Raw genomic sequence first — 20,083 nt, forward strand, 5'->3', positions numbered from 1 at the left:
ATGCCCTAGGTAAGAGGCGCGGCGGTGAAAAGCGCAAAGTGTCACGGGCATGGGCGCGGTCACTCGTCGTCGAGCCAGTCGCCGGCTTCGGCCATCCATACCGACAGCGCGGCAATCGCGGCGGTTTCGCCGCGCAGGATGCGCGGCCCCAGCGATATCGCGCGCGCCTGCTTGTGCGCGCGGATTGCGGCGCGCTCGGCATCGTCGAATCCGCCTTCGGGGCCGATCAGAATTGCGGCTGGCCCTTCGGAATAGACGAACGCATCGGCTGCCGGATCGCCGCCTTCCTCGTCGGCGAAGAACAGCGTGCGGTTGTCCGGCCAACCGCTGAGCAGCGCCTCGAGCTTTGCCGGTTCGCCGAGTTCGGGCAGGGCAGTGCGCGCGCATTGCTCGGCCGCCTCGGTCGCGATGGCGCGCGCGCGGCCGAGATTGAGCTTGTCGGCGACGCAGCGGCGCGTGATCACCGGCTGGATCCGCGCAGCGCCCAGCTCGGTCGCTTTCTCGAGCACGAGGTCGAAGCGGTCCTTCTTGAGCAGCGAAGGGCACAGCCAGATGTCGGGCACCGTCTCGCGCTCGCGCAATTGCTCGACCACTTCGAGCGACACGCTGCGCTTTTGGGGATCGCTGACCCGCGCAGCCCACTCGCCGGTCGCATCGTCGCACACGATCACCGCGTCGCCTTCGCCGACCCGCATGACCCGGGCGAGGTAATGCGCCTGGTTGCCATCGAGCGTGACCTGTGCGCCCAATTCGAGCGGGCCGGGCACGAACAGGCGCGGCGCGCTTTTGGGCGGCCAGGCTGGACGGCGCGGGGCGGGGGCATGGTGTTCGTCGCGGCTCATGGCTTTTCCCTTGGCGCGCTCGCGGCTAGGGAGCAAGCCATGACCGACCAAGTCGTCCCCGATAGCGAGCATCGCGGTCTCGTCGCACGGTTGCCGCAATTGCCGCGAGACCTCGCGCAACTGGCGCGGTTCGACCGGCCGATCGGCTGGTGGCTGCTGTTCTGGCCCTGCGTGTTCGGCGTGTGGCTGGCCGGCGCGGGGCCGCAATTCGCGCTGCTCGGCTGCCTGCTGCTCGGTAGCATTGCGATGCGCGGGGCGGGCTGTGTCTACAACGACATCGTCGATGCCGATCTCGACCGCAAGGTGGCGCGCACGGCGGCGCGTCCGGTGGCGAGCGGCCGGGTGTCGAATCGCCTCGCCTGGACCTGGCTCGGGGCGCTGTGCCTCGTCGGGCTGGTTGTGCTGTTGCAATTGCGCTTCGAGGCACAAGCCGTCGCACTTTTGAGCCTTGCGCTGGTCGCGGCCTATCCCTTCATGAAGCGGATCACCTGGTGGCCGCAGGCCTGGCTCGGCCTTGTCTTCAACTGGGGACTTCTGGTCGGCTGGAGCGAGCTGCGCTTCGATCACTGGCCGGCGATCGCGGCGATCTATGCCGGATGCATGGCCTGGGTGATCGGCTACGACACGATCTACGCATTGCAGGACCGTGAGGACGATGCGCTCGTCGGGATCAAGTCGAGCGCGCTGGCCCTCGGCAAGCGCGTTCATGCAGGGGTCGCGGCGTTCTATGGTGCGGCGGTGATACTGTGGGCGCTCGGCGTGTGGCTCTACCGACCCGATCCGGTGGCACTCGCCGCGCTGATCCCGGTCGGGATGCATCTTGGCTGGCAGGTGGCAACGCTCGATCCCGCCGATCCCGACAATCCGCTCGCCCGGTTCCGGTCGAATCGCATGGCTGGCGCGCTGATGGCAGCGGCGTGTTTCATCATCGGCAATGCAGGAGCCTGAGCAGGACCATGTGCAATCTCTACCGCATGACCAGGAACGCCGACGAGGTCGCCGGCTGGTTCGAGGCTATCAACGCGGCCGGCGGGGCCAATTTCGGCGCCGAGGTCTTTCCCGGCTATCCCGGTCTCGTCATCGCGGGCGGAGAGCTGAAAATGATGACCTGGGGCTTTCCGCTGGTGATGAAGGGCAAGAAGGGCCAGCCCCTCAAACCCAAGCCGGTCAACAATGCCCGCACCGACAAGCTCGACAGTTTCTTCTGGCGCTATTCCTTCGCCGAGCGACGCTGCCTGATCCCGCTGACCGCCTGGGCCGAGGCGCAGGGGCCGAAAGGCAAGATGACGCGCACCTGGCTTGCGCTTCCCGATGCCGACCTGTTTGCCTGCGCGGGCGTGTGGCGCGACAGCGAGGAATTCGGCCTGGCCTACTCGATGGTGATGACCGACAGCGCCGGTTCGGCTGCGGAGGGGGTCCACAGCCGGATGCCGGTGCTGCTCGCGCGCGAGGATTACGGGCGCTGGACCGAGGGATCGCCCGAGGAGGCGAAGGCCCTGTGCAAGCCCTGGAGCGGCGAGATCAGGATCGATGCGACCGACCAGCCCTGGGCGCGCGGCTCTGCCAGCCAGAACTCGCTGTTGTGACGACGGGCGTGGAAGACGGGCTCGTTCATTTCGCGTCTCTTGCATAGCTGACGATCTCGAATTCGATCCCGTCCCAGTCGAAGAAATAGAACCGCCGCCCCGGCTCGTAATCGTCGTGGCCGAACGGTTCGAGCCCGGCATCGCGCACGATCCGTGCCGCGGCATCGAGATCATTGACCAGCAATCCGACATGATTGAGCGGCGCGCCCTTGGCATAGCGGCGGCTGCCGCTTTCGGCGCGCGCATCGTCATTGGTGTAGAGCGCGAGATAGGTCGCGCCATTGCCGCGTTCGCCGATATGGATGGTGGCGCCGCCGAATTGCGAAGGCCCGCGCCAGCGCTCCTCCCAGCCGAGCAGGTCGGCAAACAGCGCGGCGCTGCGTTCGGGATCGGTGACGGTGAGATTGGCGTGTTCGATACGTCCTGTGCTCATCGCAGGGGCTCCTGTGCGTGTGGCGGCAATCCCCGCATCGTTTCCGCGCCCTGTCGGCGCTTGCGCGAATCGCCCTGTTCCCCGATCATGCAACCTCAACCTAACTTGAGATCAAGCTTTAATGTGCAAGGACGAGATATGAGCACCAGGCCGACCCGCTCCGACCTCCTGCCGATCGGCGAGATCGCGCGGCGCACGGGGCTGAGCGTTTCGGCAATCCGGTTCTACGAGGACAAGGGGCTGATCGAACCGATCCGCAGTTCCGGCGGCCAGCGCCGCTTCCTGCGGTCCGATCTCCGGCGGGTCAGTTTCATCCTGATCGCGCAGCAGCTTGGCCTATCGCTGGGCGAGATCAGGGCCGAGCTTGCCAGGCTTCCGCATGGCCGCACGCCGACCGCGCGCGACTGGCGGGCGATCAGCGCGGCCATTCGCGCGCGGATCGACGCGCAGATCGCGCAATTGCAGCGCACCCGCGACCGGCTCGACGGGTGTATCGGCTGTGGTTGCCTGAGCCTGAAAACCTGCGCGATCTACAATCCGGGCGACCGGCTAGCCGCGCAAGGGCCCGGGCCGCGCCAGATCATCGGCGACGATCCGCCTGGCTGACCTTCAGGTTTCGGGACCCAGTTCCGGGTCGAGATCGCGCGGCCGCGCCATGTGCACCAGTTCCGCGCAGCGCGGGCGCAGTTCGGACCAGCGATCGATCCGGCATTCGAGCACGGCATAGGTCGCGGTGGGAAACTTGACGCAGGCTTCGCGGAACAGATCGTTTTCGCGCGCGGGCGCGACGAGTTCCAGAATGGTTTCCTGAAGGCCCGGATTGTGCCCGCTCACCAGGATAGGACCCACTTCGTCATCGCCTTGCCCGCCATGCTCCTGCACGGTCTCGATGATGGTGTCGCTGCTCGCCAGATAGAGCTTCTGGTCGTAATGCGGGGTCAGCCAGTCGAGCCCTTCCTCGAGCGTTTCGGACACCCGCACGGCGGGGCTTGCGACCAGCCGGTCCCACCCGATCCCGTGTCCGCGGATGTGATCGCCGATCAGCCGCGCGCCGCGCCGCCCGCGATCGTTGAGACCGCGGTCGAAATCGCGCTTGGCCATATCGTCCCATTCGGACTTGGCATGGCGCAAAAGCCCCAGAATTTTCACGCGTTCCCGATCCCTGCAAGTGCCCGGTCCAATCGCCGTTCATGCCACCGGAGCGGGCAAAAGGACAGGCCCGATTGCGCTTGGTAACAGGCCTGTGTCACGCCACCGCAGGAGTGAATTCGGCAACCCAGCCATTGACCGTCACCGCGCCTGCCAGGAGCGCAGCGGCCAGCGCGCTCATCCGTTCGGCAGCGCGCGGGGTGATGCGCGGGAGCCGGACCGGCTTGGCGACATTGCGAAACTCCTCGGCATAGCGCGGGTGCTCGGTTCCCATCATCCGGTCCCACCAGGTGAAATAGAAGCCGAAATTGTGCCCTTGCGAATGGTGCAGATCGTGGTGCGTGGTGGTGGTGATCCAGCGCGTGAACGGGTTGTCGACCCAACCGGCGGGAAAGACCTCGTGGCCGGCATGCGCCATCACGTTACGGATGATCATGTGCCACAGGAAAAGGAACATCGCGAGCCCGGCAAAGGCAAGGCCGGCAAGGCTGGTGGCGAGCAGGAACAGCGGGACGAAAGCGGCTTCGGCCACCGCCTCCCAGGTCGAAAAGCTATAGGCTGCCCAGGGCGTCGGCGTGCGCGATTTGTGGTGGTGGAGATGGGTGGCGCGAAACAGGGTGCGCGTGTGCATGGCGCGGTGGATCCAGTAGAAATAAGCATCGTGAAGCACAACGATCAGCGCGAATTGCCACAAGACCGTGACCAGCGGCGCGTTTTCGAGCCGCACGAAGATCACGCCCGTCTCGATCCCCACCAGCGTGGTCAGGGTTGTCACTCCGAACACGAAAACCGTGCGCAGCGAGGAGGTAATCTCGCGCACGTAATCAGCGCGGCTGGCACAGCGCGTCTGGATGCGCCGCGCCTTGGCCCAGCCGCCGAATAGGAGCAGCAGCACGCTCAGCACGCCCGCTGCGACGAGGTAGCGGCCGAGATCGAAATAGAGCACGTCGAGAAAGTGCTCGGCGAGCCGGTCGGCGATATAGGGGAGGGTGACGGGGCTGTCCGCTGCGGGGGTCATGGCAAGGCTCCTTTCGGTCTGTGGAACCCGTGATGACCGATCGGCGCGCGCATGGCTTCGCAGCGGCGGAAAATGCCGGTCGTTTTCAAACCTGCACGCAAGTTTTCAGTTTTGACCGGCCTCGATCGCCGGTTCATCGGCAAAGGCCAAGCGCCTGTATTCGCTCGGCGTTGTCCCCGTTTCGGAGCGAAAGGCGCGGTTGAAGGTGGGGAGCGAATTGTAACCCAGCTCCATCGCGATGGTCAGCACCGGCAGGTCGACGTCGTCGGCACTCGACAATCGCGCGCGCGCTTCGGCGATGCGGTGGCGGTTGAGGAAAGCGGAGAAATTGCGATAACCCAGCCGCCGGTTGATCAGGGCGCGCAGGCGGTGTTCGGGCGTGTCGAGTTGCTCGGCCAGCCGCGCAATTGTCAGCCCCGGCTCGCGATAGGCGCCCTCTGCCATGGTCGCAGCGAGCCTGTCGTGCAGAACCTTTTCCGACGCGCTAAGATCGAGCGGAGCAGGCGGGTCCTCGCGCTCGGCGCCGCGTTCCTCGTGCTCGACCAGCAATTCGGGATTGGTGCGCATCAGCGCGATCCCTGCAAACAGGGTGAGCAGCAGGATCAGCAGCGCATTGGCAAGCTCGACCGCGGGATATTGCGCGCTCGCGCCGATCACGACTTCGAACAGCAGGATGCCGCCCGCCTGCGCCGCGACCAGCAGCGGGAGCCACAGCCGGACCGCGCGGCGTTCCTCGACCAGGTCGTCCTTGCGCTCGACCAGCCCGACGCGCACGAGGTCCGCGATCAGGACCAGTGCGACGGCATGGACGAAATAGAAACCGAAAGCGTTTCCGCCGGGCACGAAATTGGCCGTGACCCAGCCGAGCAACATCGCCGCTGCCGCGCCGAGAATGATCCGGCGGTCGGGTTCGGCCTCGAACAGGCGGCGCGCGAACAGCCAGATCCAGAACGGCGCGGAAATCGCGAACAGATCGACCCACGGATCGATCGGCGATTCGGCGAGCATCAAAGGCGAGACATTGATGAGATAGGCGATCGAGCCGACGATCATCGCCACCAGCGGCAGCTTGATCGCGCGGCGCACTTCGCCGCCCGCGAGCTGCGCGATCAGCATCAGCCCCGCGCCGATCGCGATCATCCGGACAAGGTAATCGACCTGTTCGATCATGGCCCGTTATCTGGCACCTGTGCGCCGACATTGCCACCGGCTTCCTCGCCCGCTTGGTCGAGGCGGGCCGGGTCTTCGCCGATCAACCCGCCCTCGATCCGGGCGATCGCCTCGTCGAGCGTCACCCGGCGCACGCTGGTGCCTTCGGGAAAGGCGGAAAGCAGCCTCGATGGGAAAGCGGCGGACAGCACGACGAAATGGCCGCGATCGTCGCGATTGCGGATCAGCCGACCAAACGCCTGGGCGAGGCGTGCGCGGATGATGCGGTCGTCATACTGGCTCGCGCTGCCGCCATTGGCCGCCGCCGCCAGCCGCCGCGCCTTGTGGAGGATGTCGGGGCGCGGCCATGGCACCGCTTCCATCACCACGCAGCGCAGCGAATGGCCGGGCACATCGACCCCGTCGCGCAGCGCATCGGTCCCGAGCAGGCTCGCGCGCGGATCGTCGCGAAAAATGTCGACCAGCGTGCCGGTATCGATCGGATCGACATGCTGCGCGAACAGCGGCAGTCCCTCGCGTGCCAGCCTGTCGGCAACCCGCCCGTGCACCGCGCGCAGCCGCCGGATCGCGGTGAACAGGCCGAGCACGCCGCCTCCCGAAGCCTCGATCAGCCGCGCATAGGCACCCGCAAGGCCGGGGAGGTCGCCGCGCTTCACATCGGTGACGATCAGAACCTCGGCATTGCTGGCATAGTCGAACGGGCTGTGCGCCTCGGTCATGATCGGCTCGGCCTCGACATGGGCTGCGCCCGAGCGCGCGATCGCGCTGTCCCACTTGTCGCCGCTCTCCGCATTGATCCGGTCGGTCAGGGTGGCGCTGGTCAGCATCACGCCGTGCGCGGGTTCGAGCACGGCCTTTGCGAAAGGCTTCATCGGGTCGAGCCAGCGCCGGTGGATCGCGACATCGAATTCGCGCGCATCGGAGCGGTCGACCGCGAGCCAATCGACGAATTCGGGATCAGCCGGTCCGCCGAGCCGGGCGAGCAGCGATTCCCAAGCAGCGATCAGGTCGACCCGCCAGCCAAGCGCGTGACGCGCGCCCTCGATCCGCGCGCGGCCCTGCGCATCGAGCCAGTCGGGCGGATCGGCAACGATCGCCTCGAGCCGCCCGCCGAGCCGGATCAGCGGGGTGCGGATCGCTGCCAGCGCCTCGGCCGCGCGCCCCGCCGCCTCGATCACCTCGCCCGGAAGCCCTGCGGTCTCGGTCTCGATCCCGTAGCCTGCCTCCTGCCCGCTCTCATCGCGCGCATAGGTGACCGTTCGCACCGCAGCGAGCAGCGCCTCGATCGGGCCGGCAGGTTCGTTTTCCACCAGCCTTTGCAGCCAGCCATCGGACGGCAGCAGCGTTCCCGCCTCGCAGGCATCCTCGATCGCGGCGCCGCCTTCGTCGTCATAGCTGGCAATGTCCGCCAGCCGCGCGGAAAGCCCGCGCCTGCGCCCGCGATTCTTGCGCTCGGGCCCGATGATCCAGCGCCTGAGTTCAATCGCCTCCTGGCCCGAAAGCGTGGCGGCAAAGGTCGAATCCGCGGCCTCGAAGACATGGTGGCCCTCGTCGAAGATCACCCGCGTCAGCCGCTGGCCCTGGTCGCGTCCGCCGATCCCTGCGCGCGCGGCATTGACCATGACGAGCGCGTGATTGGCGATCACAAGGTCGGCCTGCGCGCTGTCACGCTGGGCGCGCTCGATGAAGCATTTTCGGTAATGCGGACACCCGGCATAGACACATTCGCCGCGCTGGTCGGTGAGCGCGGCGATCCCGCGCTTGCGGAACAGCGTGCCGAGCCAGCCGGGAAGGTCGCCGCCGATCATGTCCCCATCGCGGGTGAAAGCGGCCCAGCGCGCGACGAGATGGGCGAGCACCGCCGGACGACCCGCAAAGCCGCCTTGCAGCGCGTCTTCGAGATTGAGCAGGCACAGATAGTTCTCGCGCCCCTTGCGCACCACGACCGGCGGGGTGCCGTCGGGTCGCTTGACCGGCCAGGCGCGGCGACTTTCGGCGCGCAACTGGCGCTGGAGGTTCTTGGTGAAGGTCGAGACCCACACCGTCCCACCCGAAGCGCGCGCCCACAGGCTGGCAGGAGCAAGATAGCCGAGCGTCTTGCCGATACCCGTTCCCGCCTGTGCGAGCGCGAGGTGCGGCACGTCTTGTGCCGAGCGCGGAGCAAAGATGCGCGCGGCCTCGGAGGCGAAGGCGCGCTGGCCCTCGCGCTTTTCCGCGCCTTCGCCGGTGAGATCGTCGAGCTGTTCGAGCACGTCGGTCGGCGGCAATTCGACCTGGCGCGGAGCGGGGCGCTCGGCCGTCTCCTCCCATTCGGGCAGGGTTGCGAACAGCCATTTCTCGGCGCGCTCGGGCCGTGCGACATGCGGGCGAAGCACCTGCGCCCACGGCCAGCGCAGCCGTTCGAGCGATTGCAGGCTCGCCCACGCACCTGCGCGCTCGAACCATTCGCGGTCTTCGCAGGCGGCGAGCAGCGCGCCGGCTGCGTCTTGCAGGAATTCGGGCACAGCATTGTCATCGGCCGGAGCCGCGATACCGAGCGCCTGGGCCAGTCCGCGCGGGGTCGGCACGCAGAAGCGCGCAGGGTGGACGAAGGCGAACAGTTCAAGCAGGTCGAGACCCGAGAGGTCGGGATAGCCCAGTCGGTTCGCCACCAGCGGCGCGTTGAGCAGCAGGACGGGGGTGTCGGCGGCGGCCATAATCGCCTCGCCCTTGGACACTGCGCCGGTCACGCCATTGGCGGGCCGCAGCCAGTTGCCGCCATGGCTCGCATGGAGCGCGGGCAGGGGCACCGCCGGCGGCGACGCATTGCTGGCGGGCGCTGAGGGGGCGGGCGGCTGGCTCACGGGGTCAGAAATGGGGCGTGCGAGGCTCCAAGTAAATGACCGGCGCGCCGATGTTCCCCAATTGTCCCGGTGTCATCGCGGGGGAGGGGGCGTCGCGGGCTGCGCAGTTTGGTGCTTGCAACGCGCCGCGTTAGCCGTAAAGGCCGCAGCATCATGACCGACACCGCCCTGATCGACGCCGCAAAGACTTCCAAGGCCTGGCCGTTCCAGGAGGCACAGCGGCTTGTCAAACGCCTGCGCGGCAAAAAGCCGGGCGGTGCGCCGGTCTTGTTCGAAACGGGCTATGGCCCATCGGGGCTGCCGCATATCGGCACCTTCCAGGAAGTGCTGCGCACCACGCTGGTGCGCCGCGCCTACGAGGCGCTGACCGGCGAGAAGACGCGGCTGGTCGCGTTCAGCGATGACATGGACGGGCTGCGCAAGGTGCCTGACAACGTGCCCAACAAGGACTTGCTGGCAGGCCATCTCGGCAAGCCGCTCTCGCGCATACCCAATCCCTTTGGCAGCGAGCACGAGAGCTTTGCCGCGCACAACAACGCGATGCTGCGCGAATTCCTCGACCGGTTCGGGTTCGATTACGAGTTCGTGAGCGCGTCTGATCGCTACAATTCGGGCGCGTTCGACGATGCTCTGCGCGGCGTGCTCACCCATTTCGACGCGATCATGGACATCATGCTTCCGACGCTGGGCGAGGAACGGCGCAAGACCTATTCGCCGGTCATGCCGATTTCGCCGACCACCGGCGCGGTGCTGCAGGTGCCGGTCGAGGTCGTCGATGCGAAGGCAGGCACGATCCGCTTCACCGACGAGGATGGCAGCACGGTCGAGCAGAGCGCGCTGGGCGGCATGGCCAAGTGCCAGTGGAAGGTCGACTGGGCGATGCGCTGGGTCGCATTGGGCGTCGATTACGAGATGTATGGCAAGGACCTGACCGATAGCGGGGTTCAGAGCGGCAAGATCGCGCGCGTGCTCGGCGGGAACAAGCCCGAGGGGCTGATCTACGAACTTTTCCTCGACGCCAAGGGCGAGAAGATTTCGAAGTCGAAGGGCAACGGCCTGTCGATCGAGCAATGGCTCGAATATGGCAGCGAGGAGAGCCTCGGTTTTTACATCTTCGCCAATCCCAAGAGCGCCAAGCAATTGCACGCCGGCGTCATCCCCAAGGCGATCGACGATTACTGGCAGTTCCGCGAAAGGCTGGCCGAACAACCGCTCGACAAGCAGCTCGGCAACCCGGTCTGGCACCTGCTGCGGGCGAATGCACGACTGGAAAGCGCCGCTGCGCCGGGGGCGGGCGACAGCCTGTCGGTGCCTTACAGCCTGCTGCTGAACCTCGTCAGCGTGCTCGGCCTCGAGGCGACGCCCGACAATCTTGCCGAATACGTTGCCGCCTATACCGGCGCTCCGGTGACCGATCCGGCGCTGCGCCAGCTGATTGAGGCAGCGGTGAACTACAACCGCGAATTCGTTGCGCCCACGCTGGAAAAGCGCGCCCCGCAAGCCGGCGAGGTGGCCGCGCTGACCGAACTCGACGCGCAGCTCGCCGCGGCTCCGCACGACGCCGACGCCGAGGCGCTTCAGACCATGGTCTACGAGATCGGCAAGCGCGAGGAATTCGGCTTCGAATCCCTGCGCGACTGGTTCCGCGCGCTCTACGAGACGCTGCTCGGCTCCTCGCAAGGACCGCGCATGGGCAGCTTCATCGCGCTTTACGGGATCGAGCCCACGCGCAAGCTGATCGCCGAGGCGCTGGCCCGGAGCTGAACGCGCCGCTGATCGCGGAGCTGACTGGGAGCTCTCCTACTTCCAGGTGCGCGTGCGATACCACTTGGTGATGATATACTTGGCGCCCCTGATCACCGGGGTGCCGGCATGCATCGTCGCCTCGTTGGGACGGCCGTCGGGCAGCGCGTTGTTCCAGACCAGCAGCACTCCGGGCTTGGGTTCGATCTTGATCCCGATCTCGGTGAAATGGGTCTCGCCGCCTTCGGCGACATCGTTGAGAAAGGCCATCGCCGTCCAGCTGCGCTGTCCCCCGCGCTTGCGTTCGAGCTGCCAGTATTTCTCGGAAGTGTAGAACCAGTCATTGTGCGGCTTGAACTGCTGGCCGGGCAAGTAGCGCTGGCCCTGGATCGCCTCTCCGATATGCGAGGGCAGGCCGAGCAAATCGTCGATCCGCCGGCCAATGCCTTTGACGAAGCTGTCATAGGGATCGAGATCGCCCGAATAGGAGGTGCGAAAGCCGCTTTCATAGCCGATTTCGTGGAGCGAGGAGGGGCGCGCGGTGTGATCGACCATCAGGCACAGGCGCTCGCACTCGGCGGCGGTGAGAAAGTCACCGACCGCGAACAGTTCGGCCTTGTCGGTCTCGACCCGGTAGACGCCCGGATCGGCCTCGAGCCGTTCGCGAACCTGATTGCCAATGCGCCTGAGCGCGTCCTGATCGGGGAAGGTCTCGGTCTTTGCCATGGCCAGCCTGTTAGCAAGCCCGCACCAAAAACAAAGCCCCTGCCGGAACGAACCGACAGGGGCGATGCGTCGTCCTCAGGAGGAGGGACGAGAAGGTTACCAGAAGAAGTCGTAGATCACGTCGACCACTTCGCCGGTATAGATGTCCACCAGGATCACGTCGTCGTAATAGCGCACCCAGCGATAGGGTCCGTAGACCTCCGGCAGGCGGTAATTCCACGGATCGTGGATGTAATACCGGTTGCTGAAGAACAGGCTGTCGAGGAAGAATCCGATCCGCAGGCGGCTGTAACTGTGGTGGCGATAGGGCGCGTAGTAACGGCCCAGGCGGAAGATGCTGCGGTTCGCGCGGCGGTAATCGCGCCAGCGATAGTGGCGGTTCTCGCGCCAGGCATGGCGATTCCAGCGGCGGAAATCGCGGCGGCGTTCGGCACGGCGTTCCCACCGGCGTTCGGCGCGACGTTCGGCACGGCGGCGTTCGGCCCTGCGTTCGGCGCGGCGATAGTCACGGCGTTCCTCGGCGCGGCGTTCTGCACGGCGTTCGGCCCTGCGTTCGGAACGGCGGCGCTCGGCCCGGCGGTAGTCGCGGTCCTCGAAGCGGCGCTCGCCGCGACGTTCGATCCGGTCCGCGCGGCGGTCGCTGCGCCGTTCGACCCGGTCACCGGCACCGGTGCGGCCACGGCGGTCGAGCCGGTCGGAGCGACGGTCACCGCGGCGTTCGACTCGATCGGCACGGCGGTCGCTGCGGCGTTCGACCCGGTCGGCACGGCGGTCACCGCGGCGCTCGACCCGATCGGCACGGCGTTCGCTGCGCCTTTCTGCGCGGCGCTCGGCGCGGCGCGTGGGCTGGGCATCGGGTTCGGCGGAACGCTGTCCGCGCCGTTCGAAGCCGCGATTGCCCTGGCGCTGGGCCCGGCGTTCGCTACGCTGGGCGCGGCGCTCGGAGCGGCGCTCGGCACCGCGGCGTGCGCGGCGGTCCTGCCGCGATTGTTCGCTTTCGGCGCTGGCCTCTGCCATTGCCGTTTCGGCTGCATGCGCGGCCTGGGTCGGAGCGACGACCGCCATTGCCAAGGCAAGGGCGGACAACGCACTGCCCCTGAGAAACAGGGATAATTCCATGATGTGCCTCCAGTGTTGCCGCCCCACCACCTACGGCCAGATTGATACGTTCGGATATCGGGCGTTCTATACGCCTTTCTCTGACCGGCTCCTGAACCGGGCTGTTGGGCTGGCGTTCATATTTCTGCGCGATTTGCTGAACGACCGGATTCATGACTATTCGGGTGGAGGCGAAGCCAATGATTGAGCGGCTCGAAGACGTGCGCGCCGATATCGCTGCAAGGCTCACCGAAGCGGTGCGCGATCGGCGCTCGCCCATGCATGTCCCCACGATTGTTACCAGCGATGTCGATGCCCGGGTCATGGTGCTGCGCGGATTCGACAAGGAAGGCTGGCGTCTGCGATTCCACACCGACATGCGCGCGCCCAAGGTCCGGGCGATCGCTGCCGATCCGCGCATGGCGGTGTTGCTCTACGACAAGCCGGCCAAGATCCAGCTGCGACTGCGCGGCAAGGGGCAGGTGCTCTGCGATCACCCACTTGCGGACCAGGCATGGCAGGACAGCACCAATTTCGCACGCCGCTGCTATCTCGGCGATGGGCCGGGGACTGCCAGCGAGGTATCGACCTCGGGCCTGCCAGCCCGGTTCGAAGGCGCCGAGCCCAGCGATGACGAGCTTGTCCCGGCACGCGCCAATTTCGCAGTCATCGACTTGCGCATCACCCATGCCGACTGGTTCCACCTGGCCCATACGGGCCATGTGCGCGCGCAGTTCACCCGTGACGGGGATGCTTGGGAAGGGCGCTGGTGTTCGCCCTAGGCGGCGGCGACTTCGGGCGTGAGCGCTCCGCCGGCAAGGGCAGGCCCTTCAGCGCCAGGCGCGGTTTTGCTCTTTGTCTTGCTGGGCGGCGGCAGGAGCATGATTTCCTCCCACTGGCTGGCGGCCACCACGCGGTTTTCCCCGGTCGAACACGCCGCTTCTAGCGCGGCCTTGGCGCGCTCGTGCATTTCCGCTTCGCTTTCGCCCTCGCGCCGCTCAGCAACTGCAAAGCTCGCAGTCAGGCGCATCTCGGACGGAAGACCGGGGACAGGCAGTTCGGTCAGCGCCGCCATCAGCCGGCGCGCGATCGCGCTGGCCTCGGTTTCGCCGGCATCTTCGGCAATGATGGTGAAGCTCTCTTCGTCATCGCCGGAAAAAAGGTCGCTGTCGCGCACGCCGGAGCGGAGCACCTGGACCACGAGATCGATGGCCGCATTGCGGTTGTCCGGCCCCCAGGCACGGCGCATCTGCGACATGCGATCGAGCCGGCCGCTCAGCACCGACAGCCGGCCCGGATTGCGCCCCTGTCGGCGCGAAAGTTCCATCGCGGTATGATCCAGCCGTGCCTCGAAAGTCGGCCGGTCGAACAATCCCGTTAGCGGATCAGATGCCTCTTCCTGCCGTGCGGCGGCGCGAAGCACCAGCATCACGACAAAGGCTATGGCGGCGATTCCGGCAATGACGCCGAGAATCGGCTCGACGCCTTGCGTCCCCCCGATCGTATCCATCCCTGTACCCCTCTTATCCCAATGTCGCGGGACCATGGTGCAGGCGGGTTAAAGCACGGTAAAGACAAGCAGATTGCGAGGGGGATGCCGCGCGGCGCTCAAACCTTGTCGCCGGGAGTGATCTCGGCCATGACCTGCTGCAAAGTTCGGTAGATGACGACGACGGTCGCAGCGATCAGCGCCACCATCAGCACGCTTCCGGCAAACAGCACATCGTAGAGAACCGAATACCAGCGGGAAGGCATTTCCTCGAACTCGCCGATTGGCAGGACGAAGGCGAGCAGCACGATCAGGCTCATCATCAGCGATGCCGTGGCGAGCTTCCCGATCAGGTTGATGCTGCGATAGACCTCGGCATCGAATTCGGCATCCATGCGCCGGATCATCCCGATCAGGGTCAGCATGAGCGCGAGGATGGTCGAGGAGGCCGTGGCGATGGCCGAGCCCAGATAGAGCCCCGCGCGGCTGAGCGCTTCGAGAAGGACCTCGGCCTCGGCGGCGCCATAGACCGTCCCGATCGCCGTGCGCGCGCCCCATCCGATCAGGCAGATCGCGACAAAGGTGAGTGTCGGCCAGATATATTTGCGCATGAAGCGGCTCTCCTGCTTTCAGGGGATAACGGGTATACCACGCGATGGGTCCGGGCTTCTTGTGCTGTCCGGTCACGCCTGTATCCTCGCGTGCTGATCAACCGGGAGAATTATGCAATGCGTAATCTGTTCAAGCTATGCGCCGCGGGCATAGCTCTGGGGCTGTGTGCCCCGCCGGCAACGATGGCGCAGGATCTCGATTTCCTTGCCGGGCAATACGAGATCCACGACGACGAAGGCGAGGTCTTGGGATCGGCCAGCATGCACGTGCGACTGTCCGGCACGATGATAGAGGAGGACCGCCGGATCGGGGATCGGGCCGCAATTGATGTGGCTTGCCCGGCTGGAGCATGTCGAAGGCTGGGTGCAATTGTTCGAATCGCCCGCCGGGATCCGCGAATTCGCGCAGATATCACCTGCGGACGAATTTCCGGTGGTGTTCGGCGGCGATGTCATCTTGCGAAGCGGCGATCCGGCGCGGTTCCGTCTGATAGTGACGCCGGTGGACTCGGCAAGCCACACGCGGCGGCTCGAAATGTCGCGTGACGGCGGGGCGAACTGGTCAGTGATCCTCGACTACACCTATCGGCGCGTCGCGACGCCTGCCATCTGACAAGAAGCTCGCGACCTCGCTCGCGCCTCATCGGCGGGAAAATTCTCTGTGCCCGGATGGAGCGACCTCATGCTCGTCGATCGTCGTTGGCGCAGCGCGGGGAGGGCCGGTCTGCATCGCCGCGATCATGCGCGTGACGGCCTCGTCATCCCCTTCGAGATGAGCCTCGACCGTGCAATCGGCCAGGTTGCGCACCCAGCCCGTAACGCCGAGCCTGCGCGCGGCCTCGACGGTCCAGTCGCGGTAAAAGACGCCTTGCACCCGGCCATGCACGACAAGGTGGCGGGCGATCACATCGGGTTCGTGCCCGTCGCGACCGCCCGCCGCGCTCACGATCAGGCGGCCTGCTTGATGTCGCGCAGGGTCACGTCGAAGGTCAGGTCCTCGCCCGCCAGCGGGTGGTTGGCGTCGGCCTTGACCACGTCGTCGCCGACCGAAACGACCACCAGCGTCACTTCGCTGCCGTCGCTCTGCTGGCCGCGCAATGCCATGCCCGGCTGCGGGGCAGGGTCTGCGGGCAGATTGCCGCGCGGGATGTCGATCACCAGTTCCTCGCGGCGCGGGCCGAAGGCCTGTTCGCTCTCGATCGAAACCGACTGCTCGTCACCGACCTGCATTCCGGTCAGCGCGGCTTCGACCTGCGGGAAGATCTGGCCGGCGCCGAGCTCGATGTCCTGCGGGCCGACTTCCTGGGTGTGCCCCACCACCATGCCGTCGCCCTTCTTGAGGACGTAGTCGATGGTCACGGTGTCACCGTTGTTGGGAGTGGTCATAAATGTCCTTTGAAATTCGTGTTCGCGGCGAATGTGTCGCCGCCTGGAAATGTGCGCCCGCGAACCGGACGCCTCGCACGCGAGTCTCGCAAACCTTGATGGGGCGAGTCAAACGAAGGGAGCCGGACCCCATTTCGGGCACGGCTCCCGTGCGTTCATTCTTCTTGGCAATTTACCGCGTCAGCTTCTTGTAAGCGAGGCGCGTGGGCCGGTCGGCCGCATCGCCGAGCCGACGGCGCTTGTCTTCCTCGTAGGCTTCGAAATTGCCTTCGAACCATTCGACGTGGCTGTTGCCCTCGAAGGCGAGGATGTGCGTGGCGAGGCGGTCGAGGAAGAAGCGGTCGTGCGAGATCACCACGGCGCAGCCGGCGAAGTTCTCGATCGCTTCTTCGAGCGCGCCCAGCGTTTCGACGTCGAGGTCGTTGGTCGGCTCGTCCAGCAGCAGCACGTTTCCGCCCTGCTTGAGCATTTTCGCCATGTGGACGCGGTTGCGTTCACCGCCCGAAAGCTTGCCGACATTCTTCTGCTGGTCGGCGCCCTTGAAGTTGAACGCGCCGACATAGGCGCGGGTCGAGGTGTCGTGACCGTTGACCTGCATGTAATCGAGTCCGTCGGAGATTTCCTCCCAGACGTTGTTCTTGGGGTTCAGATCGTCGCGCGACTGGTCGACATAGCCGAGGTGAACGGTCTCGCCGATCTCGATCGTGCCGCTGTCGGGCTGCTCCTGGCCGGTGATCATGCGGAACAGCGTGGATTTGCCAGCGCCGTTGGGGCCGATCACGCCGACAATGCCGCCCGGAGGCAGCATGAAGGACAGGTTTTCGAAGAGGAGCTTGTCGCCATAGGCTTTGGAGATGTTCTTGGCCTCGATCACCTTGCCGCCGAGGCGTTCGGGCACCTGGATGACGATCTGCGCCTTGCCCGGCTTGCGGTCGCCCTGCGCATCCTGAAGCTGTTCGAACTTGCGGATACGCGCCTTTGACTTGGTCTGGCGCGCGCTGGGCGTCTGCCTGATCCATTCGAGCTCGCGGTTGAGCGACTTCTGACGCCCGCTTTCCTCGCGCGCTTCCTGTTCGAGGCGCTTGGCCTTCTTCTCGAGATAGGTCGAGTAATTGCCTTCATATGGGAAGTAGGACCCGCGATCGAGTTCGAGGATCCATTCCACCACATTGTCGAGGAAGTAGCGATCGTGGGTGATCATCAGCACCGCGCCGGCATATTCCTTGAGATGATTTTCCAGCCATTCGACGCTTTCGGCATCGAGGTGGTTGGTCGGCTCGTCGAGCAGCAGGATCGACGGCTTCTGGATCAGCAGGCGGGTGAGCGCCACGCGGCGCTTTTCGCCGCCCGACAGGTTTTCGACCGAAGCATCGGATGGTGGGCAGCGCAGGGCTTCCATCGCGATCTCGAGCTGGTTGTCGAGCGTCCAGCCATCGACCGCATCGATCTTGGTCTGGAGGTCGGCCATTTCCTCGCCGAGCTTTTCATAGTCGGCATCCGGTTCGGCCATTTCTGCGGCGACCGCGTTGTAGCGGTCGACAAGGTTGGCGGTTTCGCGCGCGCCGTCCTTGACGTTCTCGAGCACCGTCTTGGTCGGGTCGAGCTCGGGTTCCTGCGGCAGATAGCCGACGGTGATATTCTCGCCCGCCCAGGCTTCACCGGAAAAATCGGTGTCGATCCCGGCCATGATCTTCATCAGTGTCGACTTGCCCGCACCATTGGGGCCGACAATGCCGATCTTGGCGCCCTGGTAGAATTGCAGGTTGATGTCGGAGAGCACGGGCTTCTGAGCCCCGGGAAAGCTCTTGGTCATGCCCTTCATCACGAAGGCGTATTGCGCGGCCATGATCGGTCGTCCTTTGGGTCGGGTGGGTTCGGTTGGAATAGCTTGGGCGTGCAGATAGGGTGCGCACCGGTAGAGAGCAAGCGATCAGGTGCGCTGGACTTGGCGGCCATGCGGCGATAGCGCATGCGACCATGAAAAACATGCTTCTCACCACCGCCGCCGCCCTGATGCTCGCCTCGCCGATCGCGCTCGCCGCGCATGACGAAGCGGATGCTCCGCTCCCCACGCTCGAAGCTGTTGCCGACGAAGCGCTGACCGGCGACACGGTCGCGTGGGATTTCGTCGAAGGGGTCACCACCGAAGTCGGCCCCCGTCAGGCCGGCACCGAGGCCGAAACCCGCGGGCGGCAATGGGCGATGCAATGGCTCGCCGCGCATGGCTTTGAAAACATTGCCGACGAGCCTTTCGAAATGCCCACCTGGGTCCCGGGCGAAACCCACAAGGCTGCTGTCACCGCGCCTTTCCCGCAGCCATTGGTGGTCCAGCCGCTCGGAGGAAGCGGGGCGACGCCTGCCGGTGGCATCGAGGCCGAGGTGATCGAGTTTGCGAGCTTTGCCGATCTCGCGGCCGCATCCGATGGCAGCCTTTCCGGCAAGATCGCCTATGTCAGCCACGAAATGCGCCGCGCACAGGACGGTTCGCATTACGGTTTTGCCGGGCCGGTGCGCTGGGTCGCCCCGACGCTTGCAGAGCAGAAGGGCGCGGTTGCAATCGTGATCAAGTCGGTCGGCACCGACCACCACCGTAATCCGCATACCGGCGTGACCGGCTCGGCTGACAATCCGCTCACAATCCCCGCCGCAGCCTTGCCGCTTCCCGATGCCGAAAACCTCGAGCGCATGTTCGACCGCGCCGATGGCCGCCCGATCACAATGCGGCTCGAACTCGACCCGCGCTGGATCGGGATGCAGACCAGCGGCAATGTCGTGGGCGAGATCGTGGGACGCAATCCCGAGCTTCCGCCGGTGCTGCTCGCGTGCCATCTCGACAGCTGGTGGAACGCGCCGGGCGCATTCGACGACGGTGCGGGCTGCGGGATCATCGCGGCGGCCGCTCTCAATGTCGCGAAGACCGGCCAGCCGCTGCGCACGATCCGCCTGCTGCTTGCCGGGGCCGAGGAAGTCGGACTGTGGGGAAGTCGCGCCTATTCCGAAGCGCATATCGACGAGCCCATCGCGGTCGCGTTCGAGAGCGATTTCGGTGCGGACCGGATCTGGCGCTTCGAAAGCAATTTCCGCCAGACCAATCCCGATCTGCACGCACGGCTCGCCGGTGCGGTGGCGCGGTTTGGGGTGGCCAATTCGACCATAACCGCAACGGGCGGTGCGGACATCAACATTGCCCGCGACCAGGGCACCGCCATCATCGATCTTCAGCAGGACGGGACCCGTTATTTCGACCTGCACCACACGCCCGACGACACGCTCGACAAGATCGATCCCGTGCAATTGCGCCAGAACGTCGCGGTGTGGACGCAGGTCGCAGGGATACTCGCCAACGAACCGCGCTCGATCCAGACCGGCGGCCCGGTGCCGAGCGCGCCGGCCATCATGGGCGAATAGGGCGGAGCCTTTCGCCCGGTCGCCCGTTGAGGCGGGAAAAGGGGAACTGCCATCTTTGCAAGCAATCAAGAGCTCGACCTGGTTCTGCGCGGTCTGATCCTCGCGGTGGCCGCGCTGACCTGGGTGTCGATCTTGATCCGGGTCAACGGGCTGAGGTCACTGTCGAAGATGACCAATTTCGATTTCGTCATGACGATCGCGCTCGGCAGCTGCGTTGCCGGGGCCGCGCAGGCGAGTGACTGGCTTGGCTTTGCGCAGGTGATGATCGCGATGGTCGGCCTGTTCATCGCGCAGTGGGGTTCGGCGCGGATGCGCAAGGAATCGGAAACCTTCGCCGATCTCGCCCAGAACGAGCCGCTCATGCTGATGCGCGATGGCAAGTTCCTGCGCGAGGCGATGGATGCATCACGCGTGGCGGAGACCGATCTCATCGCCAAGCTGCGCGAGGCAAACGTGCTCGATCTATCCGAAGTGCGTGCCGCGGTTCTCGAAACCACCGGCGATGTCTCGGTTCTCCACGGCGACAAGCTCGACGAGCAATTGCTCAAGGGCGTGCGCCGCGATCCGGACGAATGATCGAA

The 20,083-nt window shown here is 65.8% G+C and carries 21 protein-coding genes; 8 read left to right on the top strand and 13 right to left on the bottom strand.

From position 1 onward, the window contains the following. Positions 1-59: 59 nt before the first annotated feature. A complete protein-coding gene (locus ACKTSM_RS06360; RefSeq protein WP_407876282.1) occupies positions 60-842 on the bottom strand; it encodes a 16S rRNA (uracil(1498)-N(3))-methyltransferase in 783 nt (260 codons plus the stop codon). Between the two features lie 39 nt (positions 843-881). On the opposite strand from ACKTSM_RS06360, the gene ubiA reads away from it, so the two are divergent. Together ubiA and ACKTSM_RS06370 are read left to right on the top strand one after the other, a co-directional pair. Continuing rightward, entirely contained in the window at positions 882-1,790 is a 909-nt protein-coding gene (ubiA, locus tag ACKTSM_RS06365) for a 4-hydroxybenzoate octaprenyltransferase (RefSeq protein ID WP_407876283.1), read from the top strand. Between the two features lie 8 nt (positions 1,791-1,798). Beyond that, positions 1,799-2,428: an SOS response-associated peptidase gene (locus tag ACKTSM_RS06370; RefSeq protein ID WP_407876284.1), complete on the top strand. Its 630-nt coding sequence runs from the start codon at positions 1,799-1,801 to the stop codon at positions 2,426-2,428. A gap of 25 nt (positions 2,429-2,453) precedes the next feature. On the opposite strand, the gene ACKTSM_RS06375 is transcribed toward ACKTSM_RS06370, so the two are convergent. Further along, positions 2,454-2,861, bottom strand: a complete 408-nt coding sequence (locus ACKTSM_RS06375) for a VOC family protein (RefSeq protein ID WP_407876285.1) — start codon at positions 2,859-2,861, stop codon at positions 2,454-2,456. Positions 2,862-2,999: 138 nt separating this feature from the next. Between ACKTSM_RS06375 and soxR the strand changes: the two genes are divergently transcribed. Next, positions 3,000-3,467, top strand: coding sequence for a redox-sensitive transcriptional activator SoxR (gene soxR, locus ACKTSM_RS06380; protein ID WP_407876286.1), 468 nt, complete (start codon positions 3,000-3,002; stop codon positions 3,465-3,467). Positions 3,468-3,470: 3 nt separating this feature from the next. Here the strand turns inward: soxR and ACKTSM_RS06385 are convergent, their stop codons facing one another. The 4 genes from ACKTSM_RS06385 to ACKTSM_RS06400 form a co-directional block, all read right to left on the bottom strand. Further along, complete coding sequence (locus ACKTSM_RS06385) at positions 3,471-4,010, bottom strand: SixA phosphatase family protein (protein WP_407876287.1); 540 nt, start codon at positions 4,008-4,010, stop codon at positions 3,471-3,473. Positions 4,011-4,107: 97 nt separating this feature from the next. Continuing rightward, a complete protein-coding gene (locus tag ACKTSM_RS06390; protein ID WP_407876288.1) occupies positions 4,108-5,028 on the bottom strand; it encodes a sterol desaturase family protein in 921 nt (306 codons plus the stop codon). 105 nt (positions 5,029-5,133) lie between these two features. After that, positions 5,134-6,198: a helix-turn-helix domain-containing protein gene (locus ACKTSM_RS06395; protein ID WP_407876289.1), complete on the bottom strand. Its 1,065-nt coding sequence runs from the start codon at positions 6,196-6,198 to the stop codon at positions 5,134-5,136. Next, positions 6,195-8,981 (bottom strand): ATP-dependent DNA helicase, encoded by a 2,787-nt coding sequence (locus tag ACKTSM_RS06400; RefSeq protein WP_407876328.1) that lies wholly within the window; start codon positions 8,979-8,981, stop codon positions 6,195-6,197. The genes ACKTSM_RS06395 and ACKTSM_RS06400 overlap by 4 nt, the downstream gene beginning before the upstream one ends. A 213-nt stretch (positions 8,982-9,194) precedes the next feature. Here ACKTSM_RS06400 and ACKTSM_RS06405 point away from each other — a divergent pair, with 213 nt between their 5' ends. Then, a complete protein-coding gene (locus ACKTSM_RS06405) occupies positions 9,195-10,805 on the top strand; it encodes a lysine--tRNA ligase (RefSeq protein WP_407876290.1) in 1,611 nt (536 codons plus the stop codon). A 36-nt stretch (positions 10,806-10,841) separates the two neighbouring features. On the opposite strand, the gene ACKTSM_RS06410 is transcribed toward ACKTSM_RS06405, so the two are convergent. Both ACKTSM_RS06410 and ACKTSM_RS06415 read right to left on the bottom strand, forming a co-directional pair. Then, positions 10,842-11,510, bottom strand: coding sequence for a prolyl hydroxylase family protein (locus tag ACKTSM_RS06410; protein ID WP_407876291.1), 669 nt, complete (start codon positions 11,508-11,510; stop codon positions 10,842-10,844). A gap of 96 nt (positions 11,511-11,606) precedes the next feature. After that, positions 11,607-12,629 carry an RcnB family protein gene (locus ACKTSM_RS06415; RefSeq protein WP_407876292.1) on the bottom strand — a complete coding sequence of 341 codons (1,023 nt, stop codon included), beginning with the start codon at positions 12,627-12,629 and terminating at the stop codon, positions 11,607-11,609. Between the two features lie 179 nt (positions 12,630-12,808). On the opposite strand from ACKTSM_RS06415, the gene ACKTSM_RS06420 reads away from it, so the two are divergent. After that, complete coding sequence (locus ACKTSM_RS06420) at positions 12,809-13,390, top strand: pyridoxamine 5'-phosphate oxidase family protein (RefSeq protein ID WP_407876293.1); 582 nt, start codon at positions 12,809-12,811, stop codon at positions 13,388-13,390. Here ACKTSM_RS06420 and ACKTSM_RS06425 read toward each other — a convergent pair. Then, positions 13,387-14,118 (bottom strand): GGDEF domain-containing protein, encoded by a 732-nt coding sequence (locus tag ACKTSM_RS06425; RefSeq protein WP_407876294.1) that lies wholly within the window; start codon positions 14,116-14,118, stop codon positions 13,387-13,389. The genes ACKTSM_RS06420 and ACKTSM_RS06425 overlap by 4 nt on opposite strands. Positions 14,119-14,216: 98 nt before the next feature. Continuing rightward, positions 14,217-14,708, bottom strand: a complete 492-nt coding sequence (locus tag ACKTSM_RS06430) for a hypothetical protein (protein ID WP_407876295.1) — start codon at positions 14,706-14,708, stop codon at positions 14,217-14,219. Between the two features lie 325 nt (positions 14,709-15,033). Here ACKTSM_RS06430 and ACKTSM_RS06435 point away from each other — a divergent pair, with 325 nt between their 5' ends. Further along, positions 15,034-15,321 carry a hypothetical protein gene (locus tag ACKTSM_RS06435; protein WP_407876296.1) on the top strand — a complete coding sequence of 96 codons (288 nt, stop codon included), beginning with the start codon at positions 15,034-15,036 and terminating at the stop codon, positions 15,319-15,321. 27 nt (positions 15,322-15,348) lie between these two features. Here the strand turns inward: ACKTSM_RS06435 and ACKTSM_RS06440 are convergent, their stop codons facing one another. The 3 genes from ACKTSM_RS06440 to ettA all read right to left on the bottom strand — a co-directional run bounded on the left by ACKTSM_RS06440 (position 15,349) and on the right by ettA (position 17,940). Next, positions 15,349-15,654: an acylphosphatase gene (locus ACKTSM_RS06440; protein ID WP_407876297.1), complete on the bottom strand. Its 306-nt coding sequence runs from the start codon at positions 15,652-15,654 to the stop codon at positions 15,349-15,351. A 2-nt stretch (positions 15,655-15,656) separates the two neighbouring features. After that, complete coding sequence (locus ACKTSM_RS06445) at positions 15,657-16,094, bottom strand: peptidylprolyl isomerase (RefSeq protein WP_407876298.1); 438 nt, start codon at positions 16,092-16,094, stop codon at positions 15,657-15,659. A 172-nt stretch (positions 16,095-16,266) separates the two neighbouring features. Beyond that, positions 16,267-17,940 carry an energy-dependent translational throttle protein EttA gene (gene ettA / locus ACKTSM_RS06450; protein ID WP_407876299.1) on the bottom strand — a complete coding sequence of 558 codons (1,674 nt, stop codon included), beginning with the start codon at positions 17,938-17,940 and terminating at the stop codon, positions 16,267-16,269. Positions 17,941-18,071: 131 nt separating this feature from the next. Here ettA and ACKTSM_RS06455 point away from each other — a divergent pair, with 131 nt between their 5' ends. Together ACKTSM_RS06455 and ACKTSM_RS06460 are read left to right on the top strand one after the other, a co-directional pair. Continuing rightward, complete coding sequence (locus ACKTSM_RS06455) at positions 18,072-19,502, top strand: M28 family peptidase (RefSeq protein ID WP_407876300.1); 1,431 nt, start codon at positions 18,072-18,074, stop codon at positions 19,500-19,502. 168 nt (positions 19,503-19,670) lie between these two features. Next, positions 19,671-20,078: a DUF421 domain-containing protein gene (locus ACKTSM_RS06460; RefSeq protein ID WP_407876301.1), complete on the top strand. Its 408-nt coding sequence runs from the start codon at positions 19,671-19,673 to the stop codon at positions 20,076-20,078. Positions 20,079-20,083: the final 5 nt, after the last annotated feature.

Origin of the sequence: Qipengyuania nanhaisediminis (genome assembly GCF_045862805.1) — a bacterium.
GTDB classification, from domain to species: Bacteria; Pseudomonadota; Alphaproteobacteria; order Sphingomonadales; family Sphingomonadaceae; genus Erythrobacter; species Erythrobacter nanhaisediminis_A.